This is a genomic window from Seonamhaeicola sp. (genome assembly GCF_028281565.1).
In the GTDB taxonomy this organism is placed as follows: domain Bacteria; phylum Bacteroidota; class Bacteroidia; order Flavobacteriales; family Flavobacteriaceae; genus Seonamhaeicola.
In genome coordinates, this window is record NZ_JANQJQ010000043.1 from 139,447 (window position 1) to 160,440 (window position 20,994).

The following is a 20,994-nucleotide window of genomic DNA, read 5'->3' on the forward strand; positions in this document are numbered from 1 at the left end:
AAAATTTCGACTAAATTAGTTTATTCAATTTTTAAAGAGTATAACTTTGGAGGATTTGATTAAGGAGTTTAAAGATATTGAGGAAAAATTAATTACTAATAGACCTGAATTAACAAAAGCTGAATTTTTAGTGGAGCCTTTTGACCCTGAACTTCCAGGTATTTATGATTTATTCATTTCCTATAACAACAGGTCTTGTCGATTTCATAATGTAAATTCCAATTCTGAGGCTGAGTTTAGTTTCTTTTGGGATGGCTGTAAGCTTTTTGAAATAAAAAATAGCTTGCCCATAATGTCTAATGTTATTTACGATTGGTTAATCTCCAATATAAAACCATCTGAACTTGAAAAGAAATATAATTGGATTAATACGGGTAAGGTAGCAGGTTATTATGAAAAAGGAGAAGGTGTTAAAGGTGAATTTATTGATAGTTGGGATAAGATTGAAGCATTTTATAAACAGTTTTTAAATGAGGAGTGGCATCGTTCGGGAGAAGATGCGCTCAAATTAATTAAAGAAATGAGGGGTGTGGGGCTAGATGAGCAATTAAGAGCTGGACAATCCTTATGGCATTGTTTTCTTTCTAGATCAAGAAGACATGGGCTAACTCTCAATGCTCCTTATCTACGAATTACATTTTTAGGTAATAATAAAATGGTGGTGAGACCGTATTTTGGAAAAGGAGATTCTTATTTTAAAGATTTAGAAAATTTTAATGTTGATGAGCCAGAAAATTTTGGCTTTAAAGGAGAAGATGAACGTTTTGAATTCGAAGTGAAATATGAAAGGGAATTTGAAAAGCTAGTCAAGAAATTATTAAAAGAAAAAATAGAATAGTGTTTAATCAATTTAATATATAATTAAGATTTTCGACTGTCGACTGAAAGCCAAAACTATCTATCTTTGCTGTTTCAATAATCTATCCACCTTTTGTCATTCTGAATTCATTTCAGAATCTTATGAGAAACTGAAACAAGTTCAGTTTGACAAGGTCTTTAGGTTTTTAAATTATAGATTAAGGCTTTGAGGTATTTTATAGAACTCTCTTATAATGGTAGTGCTTACCACGGTTGGCAGAATCAGCCCACCGATATTTCTGTACAGGAAGTTATAGAGAAAGCGTTAACCGCACTTTTAAAAGACCCCATTGCTATTGTGGGTGCCGGGCGTACAGATACCGGTGTGCATGCCTCCCAAATGTTTGCGCATTTTGATACTGATGTTAAGTTTGATGAAGATCAGCTAGCGTATAAATTGAATTCATTTTTGCCAAAAGATATTGCTATTCACGATATTTTTGAGGTGAACAATGAGGCTCATGCCCGTTTTGACGCTTTAAGCAGAACATATTTATATAAAATTACCTTAAAGAAAAATGTGTTTACATTTGATAACACGTTATACATGAAACAAGATCTGGATGTGGACAAAATGAAAAAAGCCTCAAAAATTTTATTTCAGTATAAAGATTTTCAATGCTTTTCAAAAAGTAATACGGATGTAAAAACGTATTATTGTGATATTATGAAAGCCGATTGGTCTTTTAATGAGGATGAGTTGCACTTTGTTATTAAAGCTGACAGGTTTTTAAGAAATATGGTAAGAGCTATCGTTGGAACCATGATTAATATTGGTTTAGGAAAAATGAAGGTAGAAGATTTACATACCATAATTCAATCAAAAAACAGGAGTGAGGCCGGATATTCAGTGCCCGCACACGCCTTATATTTAACTAAAGTAGAATACCCGGACAGTATACAACTAGATGAGTAAAAAGAAAAAAGAGAACATATTTGATTTTGTACTATTCAAACGCCTGTTTCAGTATATCAAACCTTATAAAGCCATATTTGTAGGGCTATTTGCTCTGGTTATTTTTTTAGCCGGTTTAAGTGCTGCCACACCTAAAATTACTGAGTTAGCAATTGATCAAGGTATTGGAGCCAATGAGGCCGATACGTTTTTGTTTTACGTAACCCTCATGTTTGGAGTATTAATTCTGCAAACTGCTTTTCAACTGACCTTTATTTACTACGCCGCCTGGTTAGGGCAAAACCTGGTAAAGGATGTCAGGATAAAGTTATTCAATCATCTGCTTCGCTTTAAAATGAAGTATTATGATAATTCTTCCGTTGGGGTTTTAATTACCAGGTCTGTTACGGATATGGAGCGTATTGCGGATATTTTTGGACAGGGTTTGTTCATGATCTTTAGGGATATTTTGACCATGACCGTTGTTTTCGGGGTGATGATCTATACCAATTGGAAGCTTAGTTTGATCGTGTTTATCATGCTTCCAATTTTGTTATATGCCACCCGGCTTTTTCAAAAATATATGAAGAAAGCGTTTGAAGAAGTTAGAACGGAAGTGTCTAACCTGAACTCGTTTGTACAGGAGCGGTTAACAGGTATGAAGATCCTGCAACTTTTTACGCGTGAAAAAATTGAGCAGGAAAATTTCAAAACCATAAATGAACGCCATAAGAAAGGTTGGTTAAAAACGGTATGGTATAACTCGTTTTTCTTCCCAATAGCAGATCTGGCATCATCGGTTACCATAGGTTTGGTGGCCTGGTACGGTGGACTTAATGTCATTGAAGGCACTGTTACACAAGGGGTTTTAATAGCCTTCATTATGTACATACCCATGTTGTTCAGGCCGTTGCGTCAGATAGCGGATAAGTTTAATACACTGCAAATGGGCATGGTGGCTGCAAATCGTGTGTTTAATGTCTTGGATACTACCTCTCAAATTGATGATAAAGGGACTATGGTGGCAGAACATTTTAAGGGGAACATCAGGTTTGATAATGTACACTTTAGCTATGTAGAAGATGAAGAAGTTTTAAAAGGCATTTCGTTTAAGGTAAATGCAGGAGAAACCGTGGCTATTGTTGGAGCTACCGGAGCTGGAAAATCTACGATAATTAACTTGTTAAATCGTTTTTACGAAATTAAGGACGGTGCTATTTTAGTGGATGATATTGATATCAGAGAAGTGACTTTAGCGTCCTTAAGAACTCAAATTGCCATTGTATTACAGGATGTGTTTTTATTTGCCGATACTATTTTAAGCAACATAACCCTCAATCATCCCGAAATTACCGAGGAACAAGTGCAACAGGCGGCAAAAGATATTGGTATTCATGAGTTTATTATGAGCTTACCTAACGGATATCACTATAACGTAAAAGAACGGGGTGTCATGTTATCATCCGGTCAAAGGCAGTTAATTTCATTTTTAAGGGCTTATGTCACCAACCCGAGTATTTTGGTGTTGGATGAAGCTACTTCGTCTGTGGATTCATATTCGGAACAACTCATTCAAAATGCTACCGATAAAATTACCAAGGGAAGAACCTCTATTGTTATAGCACATCGTTTAGCTACGGTTAAAAAAGCGGATAAAATTATTGTTATGGATGCCGGAACTATTGTAGAACAAGGGACCCATGATGAACTTCTTAAAAAGAAAGCGGGGTATTATAAAAACCTTTACGAAGTACAGTTTTTACAGGAAGAAGCTATGGTTTAACTTCCTGAGGCTGCTCTTTTAGCTTCAATCATTTTATCAAAAGTTCCGTCAAAATACATGATAACCCCCATAATGATTGAGATAATAATAAATGCCACACCTAAAACGGCCAGGAATAAGATGGTCCTTAGAAGCATACCGGAAAAATTAAGTTGATATAATCTTTTAAGGGTATAAGCACAATAAAGTATCATTAAGGGAATGAATATGATACTCATTGTTCCCTGACTAAAGCTCAAAAAAGCACACAGAACTCCCGCAACGGCAGTAACAATTGACATTTGAGCTTGTAAATACAAAAAAACTACTAATAATTCTGTGTAATTAAATTTTTTAATTCCGATAAACGAAACTCTGGCCATTAAAGCATATAAAGGAACGTACAACATGGTGAATAATGACATGTATTCTTGCACAAAACTTACATTCTTTTTTTGAAGTTCACTTTGAATTTCTCTTTGAGCTTCATCCTGACCAGGAATTGTAAACGAATAATCTATACTTTCAGGAAAAAACTTTTTTATGACAAATAGATATAAACCGGTAAAAGTAAGGGCAATTGCAAAATAACTTATGACATTTACATACTTTTTCCTGGTGCCATTGATATAGGTATCTATAACATCTTCAGGCTTTCTAAAAAGTGCTAAAAAAGTTTGAAGAAATTTATTGTCGTAATTAAGAAAGGTTACTGTAAAATGCTCAAATAGATTTTTAACGGTTAACCGGTTTCGTATCACCTTTGCCCCGCAGTTGTGGCAGTAATCACTTCCATCGGCTAATATGGTACGGCAGTTTTTACATGGCATTACACCAGATCTTTTTTAATCATTAACGCTAGTTGATTGGTGTCTTCAAAAGCCACAAATTCACCATCTTTAAAATAGGAGACATGGCCGGTCTCTTCACTCACAGCCAATGCCAGAGCATCGGTTTTTTCGGTAACGCCAATTGCAGCCCGATGACGTAAACCAAAGCGTTGCGGTATTTTCTTTTCGTTGTTAACCGGCAGAATAACACGAGTGGCTTTTACAATATTATTACTAACTATAATGGCCCCATCGTGTAACGGACTGTTCTTAAAAAAGATACTTTCAATAATAGGTTGCGTGACCTTTATATTCATTTCATCACCGGATGATGTTAAAAAATCCAGATTGTTATTACGTTCAAATACAATCAATGCGCCCGTTTTTGACATGGACATTTTATTACATGCCGAAACAATGGCATCAACATCAGTAGTGTTGGTAGCATCAGTTTTTAGAAATTTAAAACGTTGTAAAAACTTGATGCGTTTCCCAAAATTGGTAGAACCAACCATTAATAAAAACTTCCTGATCTCCGGTTGAAAAACCACTATTAATGCAATCAATCCAACCTTCATAAAACCACCAAAAATTCCTGAAAGTAATTCCATATCAAGGAACTCGGTCAATTTCCAGGCACCGTAAATAATGATAATACCCAGAAAAATGTTAATTGCCACCGTGCCTTTAACCAGTTTATAAAGGTAGTAGAGTAGTAGTGCCACCAGGACAACATCCAGATAATCTATAAAACGTAGGTTTAAAATGTCGTCAAAGATGTCCAATAGGAAATAGGTTTTGGTAAATTTAAGAAATTACGTTTAAAACAAAATGAATTCTTCATTCCATACTTTGAAATTCGGAATATTAATATTAGAAATTTCACTTTTGAAAAATATATAGTCTTGAAAAGTTAAGTCTTTGTCGAAATATAAAATTATATCCCCTAGAAAATTTTGTTTAGTTTCAATTCTTGATTCTAAGGCTGAATTAATGGCTTTTCGCAATTCACTAATTTGTGTCTTCTGATTTTCAAACTCTATGAGTTTATCTTCGTTAATTTTAAGGAAGATATTGAACTTAATAGTGTCAGAATCATGGAGCTGGTTTTTTTTATAGAGTAACCGAAAAATGTTGTTAATTGAATCTTCCACATCTCTTCTTCCTTCATAATAAATATTGGTAAATTCCACAAACCCCAAATTATTTCTACCGGTATCGTGGCAGGTAAAATAGTTTTTAGCCTTTTCGTTTTTATGAGCTCCGTTTGCTTTCTTCTCTTGTAGAAACTTAATATGTGGAATGACTTGTTTTAAGGTTAATCGTTTATCCACATTAACCAACCAATTGGTGGTACTAATTAAATTCTTTCGGTTTAATTCCACACTGTCCGGTTGCGCTTCGTTATAAAATAAATAAGCTGCCGATACATCCTGAATCTCTGTGATATCTGAATAACTGATCTCCGGCAATTCAATCACTTTTTTTTCACCGCAAGACAATAAACACACTATGGAGATCAATAAAATATAATATTTCATAACTTCTAACTTCTAACTTCTAACTTCTAACTTCTAACTTCTAACTTCTAACTTCTAACTTCTAACTTCTAACTTCTGAACCAATTTAATGCACTCCACAGCTTCTTTTACATCGTGCACCCTCAAAATAGAAGCCCCTTTTTGTAAGGCTACTGTATTTAATACTGTAGTAGCATTTAAAGCATTACCGGGTTTAGTATCTAATAATTTGTAGATCATGGATTTTCTGGATATGCCAACCAATACGGGTTTGTCAAGCATATCAAAAAGTTCTAACTTATTCAGGAGTTCATAATTCTGTTCTAATGTTTTTGAAAAACCAAATCCGGGATCAACAATCATATCAATAATACCTAATGATTTTGCGGCTGCCAGACGTTCCGAAAAATAAAATAGAAGGTCTTTAACCAAGTCATTATAATCTGTTTGTTGTTGCATCGTTTGTGGATTTCCTCGCATATGCATCATGATATAAGGCACCTGTAAATCGGCAATGGTCTGTAGCATATGATCATCCAGTTTTCCTGCGGAAATATCATTAATCAGAGCGGCACCGGCATCCATGCATTGTTTAGCAACTTCGCTTCTAAAGGTATCTATGGAAAGCAAGGTTTCAGGAAAATGTTTCAGAATTAAAGTTACAATGGGAACTATGCGTTTTAGTTCATCGGCTTCACTTACAAAATCAGCACCGGGACGTGAACTGTAAGCACCAACATCAATAAAAGTGGCACCTTCATTAAGCATGCGGTCTACTTGTTTTAAAATCTCTTTTTCGTCATTGTACTTACCACCGTCGTAAAAAGAATCCGGTGTAATATTTAAAATTCCCATTATCCTGGGTGATGATAAATCTATTAGTTTTCCTTTGCAATTTATAGTATATGTATGGGCCACGAATTCACTAATTTTAATAGAATTTATTGTGTGCTAAAATAAAATTTTAATCGCTGTTTGTACAGTTTTAAGTAGCAGCTAAACAAATAAAAAAGTTATTCGTGTATTAGTGGTAACTTTTAAAACGTTCAACTTTGAACTTTGAACTATTTAAGCGAAATTTACGCAAAATTCAATTTAATACATGCAAGATACTTCAAAACAATACAATGCCGTAATTGATACCTGTAAAAGTTTATTTAAAAAGAAGATGACCGATTATGGCAGTGCCTGGAGGATATTACGCTTGCCTTCTTTAACTGATCAGATCTTTATAAAAGCACAGCGTATCAGAAGTCTCCAGGAAAATGATGTTAGAAAGGTTGATGAAGATGAAGTGAGTGAGTTTATAGGCATCATAAACTATTGTATCATGGCATTGATTCAAATTGAAAAAGGTATTGTTGAGCAACCGGATTTATCGACCGATGAAGCCGTTGAGTTATATGAAAAACATGTAGCCATCACCAAAAAATTAATGGAAGACAAAAACCATGATTATGGTGAAGCGTGGCGTGACATGAGAGTGAGCAGCTTAACCGATTTGATCTTGCAAAAACTATTACGTGTAAAGACGATTGAGAATAACAAGGGGAAAACCATTGTGAGTGAAGGTATTGATGCCAACTATCAGGATATGATCAATTATGCTGTTTTTGCCATGATTCATTTAAACGAGGAATAGCTTATACAGGTCGCTGAGGCTCTCGAAGCGACTGTTTAAATATAAAAACCCCGGATGACTTCGAGGGCCTCAGTCACCGGACATCATTTTTATGAAAATATTAGTTAACGCATCCAGATTATTTGTTGGAATTCTATTCATCATTTCAGGTTTTATAAAACTGAATGACCCGCTTGGCTTTTCATATAAGCTACAGGAATACTTTGGAGCAGATGTCTTGAATCTTCCTTTTTTAGAACCTTATGCTCTGGGGATATCCATATTTGTAGTTGTTTTTGAAGTGGTTTTGGGGGTGTTTTTACTAATAGGTTATAAACCCAGGTTTACCATTTGGAGTTTACTCTTAATGATTGTCTTTTTTACCTTTTTAACTTTTTATTCGGCTTATTTTGATAAAGTTAAAGACTGTGGCTGTTTTGGTGATGCTTTAAAGTTGACCCCCTGGGAAAGCTTTACTAAAGATCTGGTGTTATTGGTGCTTATTTTGGTCTTGTTTTTTGGTTTAAAACAAATCAAACCACTTTTTGGCAAACTGCCTACCACTGTTTTAGCCTTATTGAGTTTTGTGGTTAGCTTATGGTTTGGATACCATGTGTTAATGCATTTGCCTGCTATAGATTTTAGGGCCTATAAGATTGGAAAAAACATTACTGAAGGCATGACCATTCCGGAGGATGCACCAAAACCGATTGTTGAATATTCCTGGAAGTTCAACGTTAACGGCGAAGAAAAGATAATTAAAACAAACGGATCCTATCCCTCTGTTGAAGGTGAGTTTATAGGTGTTGAAACCAAAGAAATTGAAAAAGGTTATGAGCCTCCCATTTATGATTTCTCTATTGAAAGCGATGCTGAAGATTTAACCGAATACTATTTAAATCAGGAAAACCTTATTGTCATAGTATCCTATAGTTTGGAAAAGCTTGAAAAGGATGGTGCTAAAAAACTGAGAACGCTATCTGAGGCAGCAGTCAAAAAGGGATATCAGGTTATTGGTTTGACAGCTTCGGGAGAAGAAGCGAAACAAACTATCAACAACACTTACGGTTTAAATTTCGAGTGGTATTTGTGTGATGAAAAAGCCCTTAAGACAGTGGTGCGCTCTAATCCGGGAATTTTAGAACTGGATAAAGGCACCGTGAAGCAAAAAGTACATTGGAATGATATTGAGGATTTGGAATTATAGTTGGCAGTAGGCAGCTGCAGTTTTCAGTTAAACAAATAAACATTATTGATTAGTTACATATTAAATAAAATTACTTACGCCTTACTCACTTTATTTGGAGTGATCACCGTTATTTTCTTTTTATTTAATGTACTTCCCGGTGATCCGGCTCAAATGATGCTGGGGCAAAATGAAGATACCGAGCAACTAAAATTAGTAAAACAAAAATACGGATTTGATAAGCCCGTTTCTACTCAGTATGTCTATTATTTAAACGATTTGTCGCCTTTATCATTTCACTCAAATTTAAAAGAGGATTACACCTCGTTAGAAAGCGGAAAGTATTCGGCAACAAGGCTATTTACCATTGGTAATACAACCACAGTTTTAAAATTCCCATATTTAAGGGAATCCTTTACCAAACAGGGAAAAAGAGTCACTGAAGTTTTGGGAGAAACACTTCCAAACACCTTTGTATTAGCAGTGTCAGCCATTTTGATCGCTATTGTTTTAGGTGTTGTTTTGGGGATTGTATCGGCGCTTTATAAGGATACATGGCTGGATAAAGTTATCCAGGTAGTAAGTACTTTCGGAATGAGTGTACCGTCGTTCTTTAGTGCTATTCTGTTTGCCTGGTTATTTGGCTTTGTATTGCATAAATACACCAATTTGGAAATGACCGGTAGCCTGTATGAATTGGATGATTTTGGCGAGGCCATGCATATTAAATGGAAAAACTTAATCCTGCCGGCAATCGTATTGGGAATTCGCCCGTTGGCGGTAGTTATTCAACTGATGCGAAATTCTTTGTTAGAAGTATTCAATCAAGATTATATAAGAACTGCCAGGGCCAAGGGTCTGAGTGAGTTCCAAATTATAAAAAGGCATGCTATAAAAAATGCCATGAATCCGGTGGTGACAGCTATTTCAGGTTGGTTTGCGTCTATGCTGGCAGGGGCTGTTTTTGTGGAATATATTTTCGGTTGGAACGGTTTGGGTAAAGAAATAGTTAACTCCCTTAATACTTTAGATTTACCGGTCATTATGGGATCGGTACTGGTAATTGCAACTCTATTTGTAATGATTAATATTTTTGTCGACTTAATCTATGCCTGGTTAGATCCAAAAGTAAAACTTAGTTAAGTTTTATTTCCGCAAAGGCGGAAATCTCAATAATCAAAATGATAAAATGAAGAAAATGAATATACTTTTAGTTTTATTGATTAGTCTTTTTAGCTGTGCTGAGCCGCCAACACAGTTTAGTGAAGCCGCTTTAAATGATACGTTTATTACCCTGGATGGCGATGAGATCCCATTTCAATCTATTTTGGAAAAACATAAGGGAAAAACCATTCTTATTGATGTTTGGGCCTCGTGGTGCGGTGATTGTTTAAGAGGCATGCCAAAAGTTAAAGAACTACAAGGGGAGTATGACGACGTGGTTTATGTGTTTCTATCCTTAGACAGAGGACAGGACGCCTGGAAAAAAGGTATTAAAAAGCACCATGTGGTTGGAGACCATTACTATATGCAATCCGGATGGAAAGGACCATTTGGAAATTTTCTGGATTTAGACTGGATTCCCAGATATTTGGTGATAAATGAAGCTAGCGAAATCGTTGTATTTGATGTTATTAAAGCTAATGACAAAAAACTTATTCAGGCTCTAAAAAAATAAGTACTTTAGCAGCGTTTACAAAACTCAAATAACCATAAATACAAGATTTTATGAGAAAGAATATCGTTGCAGGAAACTGGAAGATGAATAATGATTTATCGCAAACTGAGGCATTACTGGCCGATTTAAAAAATCAAACAAAAACCTCTAATGCAGACGTAATGGTGGCACCTACCTTTACGAATTTATATCATGCATACGAAGCCTTAAGAACGACAGATATTGAGGTGGCTGCTCAAAACATGCACTTTGCGGAAAATGGTGCTTACACCGGTGAAATTAGCGCAAGCATGTTAAAGAGTGTAGGGGTGGAAACCGTTATTTTAGGACATAGTGAGCGTAGAGAATATTTTAATGAAACAGATGAATTATTAGCTAAAAAAGTAGATGCTGCTTTAGCAAATGATATGACTGTTATTTTCTGCTTTGGTGAGGAGTTAGCGGACAGAAAAGCCGGTAACGAAGAAACTGTGGTTGAAAGTCAAATAAAAAATGCACTGTTTCATTTAGAAGCTTCTGCTTTCAAAAACATTATTTTAGCCTATGAGCCGGTTTGGGCCATTGGTACCGGGGAAACTGCAACACCGGAGCAAGCTCAGGATATGCATGCGTTTATCAGAAAAACATTGGCCGATAACTATGGTGCGGATGTTGCGGATTCAGTATCTATCCTTTATGGAGGTAGTGTGAAACCTGCAAATGCACAAGAGATTTTCTCTAAGCCGGATGTTGATGGAGGTTTAATTGGAGGTGCTTCTTTAAAAGCAGAAGATTTCTTTGCTATTGTTAATGCATTTTAATTAAAGAAATTTATGTCATGCTGAACTAGTTTAAGCATCTCATTTAAGAATATAAATTATCAAAACGTTCAAATTATTTAATTTGAACGTTTTTTTGTGAATAGACTTCCTAAGGGCATTCCCTGATTTTTTATAAATCAGGGAATGCCCTTACTTTTTTTCTGTTTGTTGATGATACCTTGTACTTGAAAAAATGTGAAACCAACAATACATCATTATGAAAAATTCAACTCTCTTTTTTGTTGTGCTATTCAGCATATGTACAACAATACAGGCACAAAATGTTCTTATAGTAGATAATAACCAGGGTTCAGGAGCACAATACACCACGCTTCAAACTGCAGTAGATGCTGCCAACCCTGATGATATTATTTATATACAACCATCACCAAACAGTTATGGCGATGTTTATATGAAAAAGCCCTTGAAGATCTATGGGATTGGACATAACCCCCAGCTTAATGCCGGGCAATACGCCAGGGTAAGCAGTGTTTTATTCAGAAACGCCAACGCATCAGGATCGCAAATATCGGGGCTTTATATTTCAAATATCTATTTAGACGATACCAACTATAGTAATCACGATATTGTCATTACCAACAATCGCCTCTATACAGTATATGGGAATAGCCACACCGGAAGAGCTAATAACGTTATTATCTCAGGGAATTTCTTTTATCATAATTCTTCCAGGGCCCTGGATAATTATAATTCGCAAAACTGGATCATTTCCAACAACACTTTCTCCAGGCCTAATAGCTATTGGGGTTATGATATTTTTTACAGGCTTAACAGCTCCACTATATTTAATAATAACATCATTTTATCACGACAAGCCGGAGATAGTAATGGGGCCATTACGTTGTTTAATAGTTGTAGTGGTACACAGCTTACAAACAATATTTTCATATTTACAGGAAACAATGTAGAAAACTTTAACCTTGGCGGGAATAGTGCCCTGAATTTTCAACATAACTTAACTTATAGTTATAACTCCACCCTGGATGCTTTATCCGGAACCAATAATATTAATAATACCGATCCGCAATTTGTTGCCTTTAATCCGAATACCTCTTTAAATAGCACGGCTAACGATTATCATATTCAGGGTGGTTCACCGGCTGAAGATGCAGGAACAGATGGTAACGATCTTGGAGTGTTTAATGGTGCTTACCCGTTTAGCCTTAGGGGCTACCCAACACAGTTACCTTACTTAACAGACTTTGTGATTCATAACAATATCATTACAGCAGGAACCCCATTAAACATCAACATAAAAGCTAATGCTAATATCAACAACTAATAAATTTAACAATGAAACGGGCAATAATTTTATTAAGCTGGTTATGTTTTGTTTTTGGACAGGCTCAAATAGCGTCGGGAGAGTATTTTTTCGATACCGATCCGGGTGTTGGTAATGGCACAGTATTAGCCGTTTCAGGTAATGTCATAGATCAGGATTTAAACATCCCTACAACGGGGCTTTCAGAAGGGATTCATAAACTATATGTAAGATTGATCAATAATGACGGGACCTGGAGTTTATACGATAAGAATGTGTTTTATGTTAGTGCTAATACTGAAAATACAGCCAATATAGCCTCAGCAGAATATTTTATGGACACCGATCCGGGCGTTGGTAATGGTACTGCTCTGGCAGTTTCGGGTAATGTCATAGATCAGGATTTAAACATTCCTACAACGGGGCTTTCAGATGGAGTTCACAAGCTATACATCAGGTTAATAAATGATGACGGCAGTTGGAGTCTATATGACAAGAATGTGTTTTATGCCAGTCCGAATAATACAAACACGGCCAATATAGCTTCAGCAGAATATTTTATGGATACCGATCCGGGCGTTGGTAACGGCACCGCATTGACGGTTTCGGGCAATGTCATAGACCAGGATTTAAATATTCCTACCACCGGACTTTCAGATGGAATTCATAAGCTATACATCAGGTTAATTAATGATGATGGTAGCTGGAGTTTATACGATAAGAATGTATTCTATGCCAGCCCCAATAATACAAACACGGCCAATATAGCCTCAGCAGAGTATTTTATTGATACCGATCCCGGCGTTGGTGATGGCACCGCACTAACCGTTTCGGGTAATGTGATAGACCAGGGGTTTAACATCTCCACTACCGGGTTATCTGATGGGGTTCATAAGCTATACATCAGGTTAATTAATGACAACGGTAGCTGGAGTTTATACGATAAGAATGTATTTTATACCAGTCCTGACAATAGTAATACAGCTTTAATTACGGCGGCAGAATATTTCTTTGATATCGATCCGGGAATTGGAAATGCCAGCCCCATAGATTTAACCGACGCCACGAACTTTGATTCCGATTTTGACATACAGGTTCCGAATGATTTACCCGATGGAGATCATGTGCTTTATATCCGGGTTCTTAATACGGATGGAACCTGGAGTATCTACGCGCAGTCTGAAATATTACCATCCTTGGATACCGATGAGCATAGTTTCAACAACACATTTAAATTGTACCCTAATCCCGTTGTTGATGTTTTAAATGTGAATACTAATAAAGAAACGATCAGAGCACTTAAAATTATTGATCTTACCGGAAAGGTGGTGTACGATCTGAAACCTGAAAACTTCAGGATAGACCTAAGTAGTTTAAACCCGGGAACCTATTTGCTTCAATTAAAGACCGATCTGGGAAGTGTTTCAAGAAAAATTATTAAACAATAAGTACTTAAAAATCACTAAATTGATATTCTAAAGCATTGAGGTTTGAAACTAAGGTTAACATGTTTGTGTCTGTGTCTAACTATTTGTACTGCTGCACAAAACCGTCAGGTGATTATTGATAGTTTAAAGATTATAACACAAACTACCGGCAACGATTCTATTAAGGCCACGGCTTATGGTAAGTTAGGCTGGTTAACTATAAACAGGGACGTAGAACGGGCCAAGGCCTATGTAGATTCATCATATGCCCTTTTTCAGAAATTAAATGATCAAAATGGTATGGCGGTTAATGATTACAGGTATGGTGTCATTAACCGGGTTTCGGGCAATTATGCTTCTGCGCTGGAGTCGATGGATAAATATTTGACCTATGCAGAAATTAAAAGCGATTCGTTTAACCTGGCTAATGGCTATTATCAAAAAGGCGTTATATATAGCTTACAGGGCGATTATGAAAGGTCCTTAAAAGAATATCATAAAGCACTTAATATCTATGAAGCCCAGAACAATGCCACAGGGATCGGTTTTACACTCAACAGTCTGGGCATAGTTTATAAGAATCTTAAGAAGTATCCCGAAGCCATTGAAAGTTATCAGAGAGCGGTAAAGATACACGAGAAAAATGAAGACCTTAACAATTTGGCCAATGTGTATAATAGTATAGGAGCCGTATATGCTGAACAAAATAAAAGCGATCTGGCCCTTGAGTACTATAATAAAACTTTAGCAATTGATATTGAAATTCAAAACAATTGGGGTACGGCTAAAGTCAGCAAGAATATAGCACTCATTCACATTGATAAAAAGAAGTATAACGAGGCCTTAAAGTTCCTTAATAATGCCTTAGAGATACAGAAGCAACATAATTATTCCTCGGAAATAGCGGAAACTTTAGCCCAGTTAAGCAAAGCCTATATGGAATTGGGCGATCTGGATCAAAGTGAATCACTTATTAAACAAGTGTCTCAACATAAAATACCTTCTAAGAAGGTACATCAGGATGTGCATTTACAGGCATTCAGTTTGTACGATAAACTCGGTAATACCAGGCAGGCCTTATATCATCATAAAAAATATACCGTATATAAAGATAGTATTTTTAATGAGAATAATATTAAGAACATCAATACACTTCAGGTGCAATATGAAACCGAAAAAAAAGATAAGGCCCTCTTACAGCAACAGCTGCAGATTGAACAGAATGAAAATGCTTTACGGAAGAAAAAAACACAATATAATTATATGACCGGGATCGCCATCTTTTTTCTTTTGAGTGTCTTATTAACCTGGTTGATATACCGGCAACGGCAAAAACGAAAAGACCAGGAGATATTAACGCTTAAAAGAGAGCACCAGATAAAAACTCTGGAAACCTTAATTGAAGGGGAGGAGAAGGAACGGTTACGCATTGCCAAGGAACTTCATGATGGCGTAAATGGTGATCTTTCAGCCATTAAATTTAAGTTAGTGTCTCTACAGGAAATGAATAACAGAGTAATTAATGAGGCTGTAGAGATGATAGATAAATCATGTCAGCAGGTACGTGCCATTTCACATAATCTTATTCCGCCTTCGTTAGAGAGTTTTAGCCTGGTAGAGGCTATAGACATGTTTTGCCAGAACATAAACAATAGTTACGATATCAAAGTAGATTTTCATTTTATTGGAAATAGTATTAATTTAAGAAAAAAAGAAGAAGTCAATATTTTTAGAATCATCCAGGAATTGGTCTCCAATAGTATCAAACATGCTGAAGCCTCTGAGATCAATGTGCAAATGAGTCATAGGGAGCAAAGTATTTTTATTATTGTTGAAGATGATGGAAAAGGATTTGATTTTAACAATGTTAAGTCTGAAGGCATTGGCTTAATGAATTTAAGATCCAGGGTGGAGTTTTTACAGGCCGAAATGGATGTGATCTCTAACGATAAAGGGACCTCATTTACCATTGAAATTGATACGCAGAAATTAGAATGACAACCAGAATAGCCATAACGGACGACCATGAAATGGTATTAAAAGGTCTGGAAACCATGCTTTCCGACACTGGAGAAGTCGTAGTTATAGCAACTTATAACAATGCGGAAGCTACTTTAAAGGGGTTTGCAAAGGAAGTTCCGGATGTGCTGTTGCTGGATATTAACTTACCCGATATCAATGGCATAGATTTAAGTAAACAGCTCCTGAAAAAATATCCTGATCTAAAGATCATCGCCCTCACCAATTTTGAAGATGTATCGTTTGTAAAACGTATGCTTAAACAGGGTGTACATGGATATTTGCTAAAGAACACAGATAAAATGGAGCTGATAGAAGCTCTAAAAACTGTGCTTTCGGGTGAGTTGTATTTACAAAAGGATATCCAGAGGAAATTGTTAAGTCAAACAAACAGAACGCCGTCAAATTCCGGGTTAATTACTAAACTAACAAGAAGGGAGCATGAAGTTCTTGTAGCTATTTCAGAGGAATTAACCACCCAGGAGATCTCTGAAAAACTATTTATAAGTCCTAAAACCGTTGAAACCCATCGTATGAATATTATGAGCAAACTGGGAGCAAAAAATAGCGTGGGGATTATAAAAATAGCCATAGAGAAGGAGCTGTTGTAGATTTACTGCTATCTTTGAGGTCGAAATAAAATCGACTATGTCAAATAGCATCTATATAGGTTACGAGTTTAAGGTAAAACCTTTACAACCGGCAGTTGAAATATTAATTGCGGAATTAGGATATGCCGGATTTGAAAGTTTTGTTGAAAACGAAGCAGGTGTTACCGCTTATATTCAAAAAGACGATTGGCATGACAGTGTTTTAGATGCCATTCACATTTTAAACTCCGGTGAATTTGAGATCACTTATACCTTTTCAGAAATAGAACAAACCAATTGGAATGCCGAATGGGAGAAGAACTTCAATCCCATCGTGGTGGACAATATTTGCGCTGTAAGAGCGCCTTTTCACGATAAGTTTGACACCAGGTATGACATCATTATAGAACCCAAAATGAGCTTTGGTACAGGGCATCATGAAACCACACATATGATGATCCAGCATCTTTTAAAAGCGGATTTAGAAGGTAAATCGGTTTTGGATATGGGCTGTGGAACTGGTGTTTTAGCTATTTTAACAGAGTTAAAAGGGGCCATACCCATTGAGGCTATCGATATTGACAATTGGTGTTATTTGAACAGTTTAGAAAATGTGGAGCGTAATAATTGTAAGCATATTTCAGTTTTTGAAGGGGATGCTTCACTATTGAGAGGTAGATTGTATGATGTCATCATTGCGAATATCAACCGGAATATTTTGCTTCAGGATATGCAAACCTATACGACTTGTTTAAATAAAGACGGTGTGTTATTTTTAAGCGGATTTTATAACAGCGACATACCAACGATTGATGCCGAGGTTTCTAAATACGGACTTAAAATTCAGGAAACTCTTGAACGCAATAATTGGGTAGCCTTAAAATATCAATAACACATGATTTTATATACGGGTTCTTATACTAATGAAGTGCTTCCCGGACTGGAAGGTTTTGGTGAAGGCATTTCAGCTTTCAATTTTGATGAAGAAACGGGTGAGTTAAAGCGTTTGCAGGTTGAAGAAGATATAAATACAGCGTATTTAGCCATATCAAAAGACGGGCAGTATTTATATAGTTTCCAGGAAGTCATGCCGGAAAAGCATCCGCATGTTTTGGCCTATAAGATCCATGATGATAAAAGCTTAACGCTTATTAATAAACAGCCTATTTTGGGAGGCTTGCCTTGTCACATCAACTTTGTTGATGATAAAACACTGGTTGTTGCTTGTTATTGGACAGGGAATGTGCATGTATATCCAATTAATGAGGATGGTTCAATAGATCCACATTCGCAAATATTACAACATGAAGGAAGTAGCGTGAATAAAGACCGTCAGGAAGCGGCGCATACGCATATGGTGTATAAGCATGACGATCAGGTTTTTGTGCCGGATTTAGGGATTGATAAAATTGTGGTTTACGATATTGATAACAGTAGATTAACCGAAGCTTACCGAATTGATACGCCATTAGGCGGAGGACCAAGACATTTAGATATACATCCTAACGGGAACTATGGATTTTTAATGAATGAACTTACGGGGGATGTTTCCATCTTAAAATTGAATAATGGAAGATTCGAAGTCATTAAAAACATGAATTCTCTACCTGAAAGTTATAAAGGGATACCCTCTAGTTCAGCAATAAAACTATCTAAAGACGGCAAGTATCTATACTGTTCCAACCGCGGGAGTGAAACCATTACCATTTTCAAATTTAATGAAGACGCAGAAGTGTTAGAGTTAATTGGCTATCAGGATGTGTTTGGAAAAACCCCCAGAGATTTTGCTATATCACCCTGCGGTAATTGGTTATTAGTGGCAAACCAGGATTCATTTACCATTGAGGTTTTTAAGATAGATCATGTTACCGGATTGTTAAATAAAGTATCTTCTAACGCAGAATCTAAATCTATTTCGTGCTTAAGGTGGTTATAAAATAAATTTTTATTACTTTGGCAGTAAGCTATGATGAATACCAGAGAAAAAATACAAGAGGAATTTGATGTCTTAGAACAAGAAGCACATCTTAACGAAATTGTGTTATATAATGATGATGTCAATACATTCGACCACGTTATAGAAACACTGATCCACGCCTGTGATCATACGCCGGAACAAGCCGAACAATGTTCCATTATTGTACATTACAAAGGGAAGTGTACGGTTAAAACCGGAGAATATGATGACTTAGAGCCTCGTTGTACCATGTTATTGGATGCGGGCTTAAGTGCCGAGATTGTCTAGACTATTTGTTCATTCTTCCAATAGCGCAACTCACAAAAGATTTGGCTTTTGTAGTAAAGGCGTTTTTGTTCCCAACTTCCGGGTATCCCAGTTTTGCAAGTAGGTTTTTAACGGTATTTAAAGTGTCTCCATCTTTATATGAGAAAGTCACGGTATCCTCTTCATTGTTAACCTTTACGTCATCAACAAATTCCAATTCAGATAATCTGGTAGTGATTGTATTGGCACATCCGCCACATTTTAAGTTTTGTATTTCCAGGGTTGCTTTCATAACAAGGCATTTTATGCAAAATTACCGTAAATGTCCCTGTTTTAAGATGATAAATGTTAGCTTTAACTGTATTTCAAAACATTCTTTACAATCCCTTCTATCTTAAAATAGTCATCTACAATAATGGGTGGATGATGTTCGCTGTTTAAGGATGTTAGTGTAATGGTATCGTTTTGTTTAAAGAACTTTTTTATGAGTACTTTTTCACCATAAACACATACGATCTTTTCACCATTTTCAGCGTCGTTCTTCTTTTGGGCAATTACCAGATCACCTTCCCTGATAAGAGGTTCCATGGAGTTGCCTTTTGCTGTAACTATAAACCCGTCAAGAGCTGGAAATTTTAGTAACCTGGATGCAATAGGGATCTTGTCTATGGGGTTGCCATCCAGTATGGTACCGTTCTTACCACATTGTGCATTTCCATAGAGATTCAAATAGATTATGGGACGTTCCGGATTAAGAAAAACCTGGTAATCCCTGGGGTTATGTGGGTTGCGTTTTAAATAACCTTTTTGTTCTAGTTTTTGAATATGGTGAGCCACCACACTTGATGAAGAAAAATTCAATGTTTCCTGAATTTGCCTTATGGTAAGCGGGTTGTCAATCTGCTCATTTAGCAGTTTTAAAAGTGCTATTTGATTTTCATGTAAATCAGTCATCTACAATACATTTTAAATGAAAAACAGGTTTTTTTAATAATTTAAGTCCATACAAATATAGAATATTTGTTTTTGTTCTATATTTTTGTAGAACAACATATTTAATTGCTATTTTGTTTTCCATGAAACGTACTATTTTACATTTCGATTTGGATACCTTTTTTGTCTCTTGCGAACGGCTCTTAGATAGTAGACTGAATCATAAGCCTGTTATTGTTGGGGGAACAGGTGATCGTGGTGTGGTAAGTGCTGCTAGTTATGAAACACGTGCTTATGGTATACATTCCGGGATGCCCGCAAAAATGGCTAGGCAATTATGTCCACACGCTATTTTTATCAAAGGGAACGCCGGTACCTATACAAAATATTCCAAGCTTGTTACAGAGATCATACAAAGTGAAGTGCCGGTTTTAGAAAAGGCAAGTGTAGATGAATTTTATGCAGACCTTTCCGGAATGGACCGTTTTTTCGGATGCTACAAATATGCCACAGAATTAAGACAAAGAATAATTAAAGAGTCAGGGTTGCCCATATCATTTGGGCTTTCGGAAAATAAAACCGTTTCTAAAATAGCGACCAATGAAGCCAAGCCTAATAACCAGCTAAAGATTGAATTTGGAGCAGAAAAACAATTTTTGGCACCGCTTTCCATTAAAAAAATACCCATGGTGGGCGAGAAGACATTTCGGGCTTTCTGTAATATGGGAATAAAAACGGTACATATGGTACAACAAATGCCTGTGGAGATAATGACCTCGGTTTTTGGTAAGAACGGACGTGTTATTTGGCAGCGTTCCAATGGTATTGATAATACGCCTATTATAGAATATCATGAACGAAAATCTATTTCCAGCGAACGTACTTATGGGCGAGATACTATCGATATTTCAAAAATAAGAACCACACTGGCGGCTATAGCAGAGGATTTGGCATTTCAGTTACGCCGTGGAGGTAAGCTGGCATCAGTGGTTACTGTGAAAATTAGGTACTCCGATTTTCAAACTTACTCTAAACAGATAAAAATACCTTATACATCGGCAGATCATCATTTAATTCCCCTGGTGCAGGAATTATTTGATAAGCTGTATGACAGACGCGTACTTATTAGACTGGTTGGAGTAAGGTTTAGTGGTATTACGTCCGGTACGTACCAGATTAATTTGTTTGATGATGAAAAAAGAACGGTTGACCTGTATAACGCTATGGATAAAATCCGCCTTAGGTACGGTTCCCGAAGTGTTGTAAGGGCATCAGCATTAGGGGAAGGCGCAAGGTCGGTCGGGAATTTTACCAATCCTTTCAATGGAGAACCTCCCATTGTATTGGCACATCGTACGCAATAGACATT

Annotated in this window: 22 protein-coding genes; 16 read left to right on the plus strand and 6 right to left on the minus strand. The window is 36.3% G+C overall.

Annotated elements, in window-relative coordinates:
* The first annotated feature begins 46 nt into the window (after nucleotides 1-46).
* From Q0983_RS18025 to Q0983_RS18035, 3 genes are all read left to right on the plus strand, one after another.
* The gene (locus tag Q0983_RS18025; RefSeq protein ID WP_299556277.1) at nucleotides 47-838 is read left to right on the plus strand and encodes a hypothetical protein; all 792 of its coding nucleotides are present in this window, start codon (nucleotides 47-49) and stop codon (nucleotides 836-838) included.
* A 186-nt stretch (nucleotides 839-1,024) separates the two neighbouring features.
* Nucleotides 1,025-1,774: a tRNA pseudouridine(38-40) synthase TruA gene (truA, locus tag Q0983_RS18030; RefSeq protein WP_299556278.1), complete on the plus strand. Its 750-nt coding sequence runs from the start codon at nucleotides 1,025-1,027 to the stop codon at nucleotides 1,772-1,774.
* Entirely contained in the window at nucleotides 1,767-3,536 is a 1,770-nt protein-coding gene (locus Q0983_RS18035; protein ID WP_299556279.1) for an ABC transporter ATP-binding protein, read from the plus strand. The genes truA and Q0983_RS18035 overlap by 8 nt, the downstream gene beginning before the upstream one ends.
* On the opposite strand, the gene Q0983_RS18040 is transcribed toward Q0983_RS18035, so the two are convergent.
* Genes Q0983_RS18040 through folP form a run of 4 tightly spaced genes read right to left on the minus strand, consistent with a single transcriptional unit; the run spans nucleotide 3,533 to nucleotide 6,720 of the window.
* The gene (locus Q0983_RS18040; RefSeq protein WP_299556280.1) at nucleotides 3,533-4,345 is read right to left on the minus strand and encodes a DUF3667 domain-containing protein; all 813 of its coding nucleotides are present in this window, start codon (nucleotides 4,343-4,345) and stop codon (nucleotides 3,533-3,535) included. The two genes, Q0983_RS18035 and Q0983_RS18040, sit on opposite strands and share 4 nt — an antisense overlap.
* Nucleotides 4,345-5,130, minus strand: a complete 786-nt coding sequence (locus tag Q0983_RS18045; protein ID WP_299556281.1) for a diadenylate cyclase — start codon at nucleotides 5,128-5,130, stop codon at nucleotides 4,345-4,347. The genes Q0983_RS18040 and Q0983_RS18045 overlap by 1 nt, the downstream gene beginning before the upstream one ends.
* A gap of 36 nt (nucleotides 5,131-5,166) precedes the next feature.
* On the minus strand, nucleotides 5,167-5,886 hold the full coding sequence (locus Q0983_RS18050; protein WP_299556282.1) for a hypothetical protein: 720 nt from the start codon (nucleotides 5,884-5,886) through the stop codon (nucleotides 5,167-5,169).
* A gap of 54 nt (nucleotides 5,887-5,940) precedes the next feature.
* Nucleotides 5,941-6,720, minus strand: coding sequence for a dihydropteroate synthase (folP, locus tag Q0983_RS18055; protein WP_299556283.1), 780 nt, complete (start codon nucleotides 6,718-6,720; stop codon nucleotides 5,941-5,943).
* Between the two features lie 247 nt (nucleotides 6,721-6,967).
* Between folP and Q0983_RS18060 the strand changes: the two genes are divergently transcribed.
* From Q0983_RS18060 to Q0983_RS18115, 12 genes are all read left to right on the plus strand, one after another.
* Nucleotides 6,968-7,507: a DUF1599 domain-containing protein gene (locus Q0983_RS18060; RefSeq protein ID WP_299556284.1), complete on the plus strand. Its 540-nt coding sequence runs from the start codon at nucleotides 6,968-6,970 to the stop codon at nucleotides 7,505-7,507.
* A 91-nt stretch (nucleotides 7,508-7,598) separates the two neighbouring features.
* Nucleotides 7,599-8,693 carry a BT_3928 family protein gene (locus Q0983_RS18065; RefSeq protein ID WP_299556285.1) on the plus strand — a complete coding sequence of 365 codons (1,095 nt, stop codon included), beginning with the start codon at nucleotides 7,599-7,601 and terminating at the stop codon, nucleotides 8,691-8,693.
* Between the two features lie 45 nt (nucleotides 8,694-8,738).
* On the plus strand, nucleotides 8,739-9,815 hold the full coding sequence (locus tag Q0983_RS18070; protein WP_299556286.1) for an ABC transporter permease: 1,077 nt from the start codon (nucleotides 8,739-8,741) through the stop codon (nucleotides 9,813-9,815).
* Nucleotides 9,816-9,870: 55 nt separating this feature from the next.
* Nucleotides 9,871-10,350, plus strand: coding sequence for a TlpA disulfide reductase family protein (locus tag Q0983_RS18075; RefSeq protein WP_299556287.1), 480 nt, complete (start codon nucleotides 9,871-9,873; stop codon nucleotides 10,348-10,350).
* A 50-nt stretch (nucleotides 10,351-10,400) separates the two neighbouring features.
* The gene (gene tpiA / locus Q0983_RS18080) at nucleotides 10,401-11,150 is read left to right on the plus strand and encodes a triose-phosphate isomerase (RefSeq protein ID WP_299556288.1); all 750 of its coding nucleotides are present in this window, start codon (nucleotides 10,401-10,403) and stop codon (nucleotides 11,148-11,150) included.
* Between the two features lie 217 nt (nucleotides 11,151-11,367).
* The gene (locus Q0983_RS18085; RefSeq protein ID WP_299556289.1) at nucleotides 11,368-12,453 is read left to right on the plus strand and encodes a hypothetical protein; all 1,086 of its coding nucleotides are present in this window, start codon (nucleotides 11,368-11,370) and stop codon (nucleotides 12,451-12,453) included.
* Nucleotides 12,454-12,464: 11 nt separating this feature from the next.
* A complete protein-coding gene (locus Q0983_RS18090) occupies nucleotides 12,465-13,880 on the plus strand; it encodes a T9SS type A sorting domain-containing protein (protein ID WP_299556290.1) in 1,416 nt (471 codons plus the stop codon).
* Nucleotides 13,881-13,988: 108 nt separating this feature from the next.
* Nucleotides 13,989-15,857: a tetratricopeptide repeat protein gene (locus Q0983_RS18095; RefSeq protein ID WP_299556291.1), complete on the plus strand. Its 1,869-nt coding sequence runs from the start codon at nucleotides 13,989-13,991 to the stop codon at nucleotides 15,855-15,857.
* Nucleotides 15,854-16,489, plus strand: a complete 636-nt coding sequence (locus Q0983_RS18100) for a response regulator transcription factor (protein ID WP_299556292.1) — start codon at nucleotides 15,854-15,856, stop codon at nucleotides 16,487-16,489. Before Q0983_RS18095 ends, Q0983_RS18100 begins: the two co-directional genes overlap by 4 nt.
* 37 nt (nucleotides 16,490-16,526) lie before the next feature.
* A complete protein-coding gene (gene prmA, locus Q0983_RS18105) occupies nucleotides 16,527-17,360 on the plus strand; it encodes a 50S ribosomal protein L11 methyltransferase (RefSeq protein WP_299556293.1) in 834 nt (277 codons plus the stop codon).
* 3 nt (nucleotides 17,361-17,363) lie between these two features.
* Nucleotides 17,364-18,404 (plus strand): lactonase family protein, encoded by a 1,041-nt coding sequence (locus Q0983_RS18110; protein ID WP_299556294.1) that lies wholly within the window; start codon nucleotides 17,364-17,366, stop codon nucleotides 18,402-18,404.
* 33 nt (nucleotides 18,405-18,437) lie between these two features.
* Entirely contained in the window at nucleotides 18,438-18,713 is a 276-nt protein-coding gene (locus tag Q0983_RS18115; RefSeq protein ID WP_299556576.1) for an ATP-dependent Clp protease adaptor ClpS, read from the plus strand.
* A gap of 1 nt (nucleotide 18,714) precedes the next feature.
* On the opposite strand, the gene Q0983_RS18120 is transcribed toward Q0983_RS18115, so the two are convergent.
* Entirely contained in the window at nucleotides 18,715-18,984 is a 270-nt protein-coding gene (locus Q0983_RS18120; protein ID WP_299556295.1) for a heavy metal-associated domain-containing protein, read from the minus strand.
* A 62-nt stretch (nucleotides 18,985-19,046) separates the two neighbouring features.
* Entirely contained in the window at nucleotides 19,047-19,646 is a 600-nt protein-coding gene (locus Q0983_RS18125; protein WP_299556296.1) for a S24 family peptidase, read from the minus strand.
* 122 nt (nucleotides 19,647-19,768) lie between these two features.
* Here Q0983_RS18125 and dinB point away from each other — a divergent pair, with 122 nt between their 5' ends.
* Nucleotides 19,769-20,989 (plus strand): DNA polymerase IV, encoded by a 1,221-nt coding sequence (gene dinB / locus Q0983_RS18130; RefSeq protein WP_299556297.1) that lies wholly within the window; start codon nucleotides 19,769-19,771, stop codon nucleotides 20,987-20,989.
* Nucleotides 20,990-20,994 lie beyond the last annotated feature (5 nt).

Bases quoted from the DNA above. Each gene is read 5' to 3' on its own strand.
- Q0983_RS18065 (WP_299556285.1), top strand. From the start codon at position 7,599: ATGAAAATATTAGTTAACGCATCCAGATTATTTGTTGGAATTCTATTC.
- Q0983_RS18100 (WP_299556292.1), top strand. From the start codon at position 15,854: ATGACAACCAGAATAGCCATAACGGACGACCATGAAATGGTATTAAAA.
- prmA (WP_299556293.1), top strand. From the start codon at position 16,527: ATGTCAAATAGCATCTATATAGGTTACGAGTTTAAGGTAAAACCTTTA.
- Q0983_RS18040 (WP_299556280.1), bottom strand. From the start codon at position 4,345: ATGCCATGTAAAAACTGCCGTACCATATTAGCCGATGGAAGTGATTAC.
- Q0983_RS18075 (WP_299556287.1), top strand. From the start codon at position 9,871: ATGAATATACTTTTAGTTTTATTGATTAGTCTTTTTAGCTGTGCTGAG.
- Q0983_RS18115 (WP_299556576.1), top strand. From the start codon at position 18,438: ATGAATACCAGAGAAAAAATACAAGAGGAATTTGATGTCTTAGAACAA.
- Q0983_RS18090 (WP_299556290.1), top strand. From the start codon at position 12,465: ATGAAACGGGCAATAATTTTATTAAGCTGGTTATGTTTTGTTTTTGGA.
- folP (WP_299556283.1), bottom strand. From the start codon at position 6,720: ATGGGAATTTTAAATATTACACCGGATTCTTTTTACGACGGTGGTAAG.
- Q0983_RS18085 (WP_299556289.1), top strand. From the start codon at position 11,368: ATGAAAAATTCAACTCTCTTTTTTGTTGTGCTATTCAGCATATGTACA.
- tpiA (WP_299556288.1), top strand. From the start codon at position 10,401: ATGAGAAAGAATATCGTTGCAGGAAACTGGAAGATGAATAATGATTTA.
- Q0983_RS18035 (WP_299556279.1), top strand. From the start codon at position 1,767: ATGAGTAAAAAGAAAAAAGAGAACATATTTGATTTTGTACTATTCAAA.
- dinB (WP_299556297.1), top strand. From the start codon at position 19,769: ATGAAACGTACTATTTTACATTTCGATTTGGATACCTTTTTTGTCTCT.
- Q0983_RS18060 (WP_299556284.1), top strand. From the start codon at position 6,968: ATGCAAGATACTTCAAAACAATACAATGCCGTAATTGATACCTGTAAA.
- Q0983_RS18125 (WP_299556296.1), bottom strand. From the start codon at position 19,646: ATGACTGATTTACATGAAAATCAAATAGCACTTTTAAAACTGCTAAAT.
- Q0983_RS18120 (WP_299556295.1), bottom strand. From the start codon at position 18,984: ATGAAAGCAACCCTGGAAATACAAAACTTAAAATGTGGCGGATGTGCC.
- Q0983_RS18110 (WP_299556294.1), top strand. From the start codon at position 17,364: ATGATTTTATATACGGGTTCTTATACTAATGAAGTGCTTCCCGGACTG.
- Q0983_RS18050 (WP_299556282.1), bottom strand. From the start codon at position 5,886: ATGAAATATTATATTTTATTGATCTCCATAGTGTGTTTATTGTCTTGC.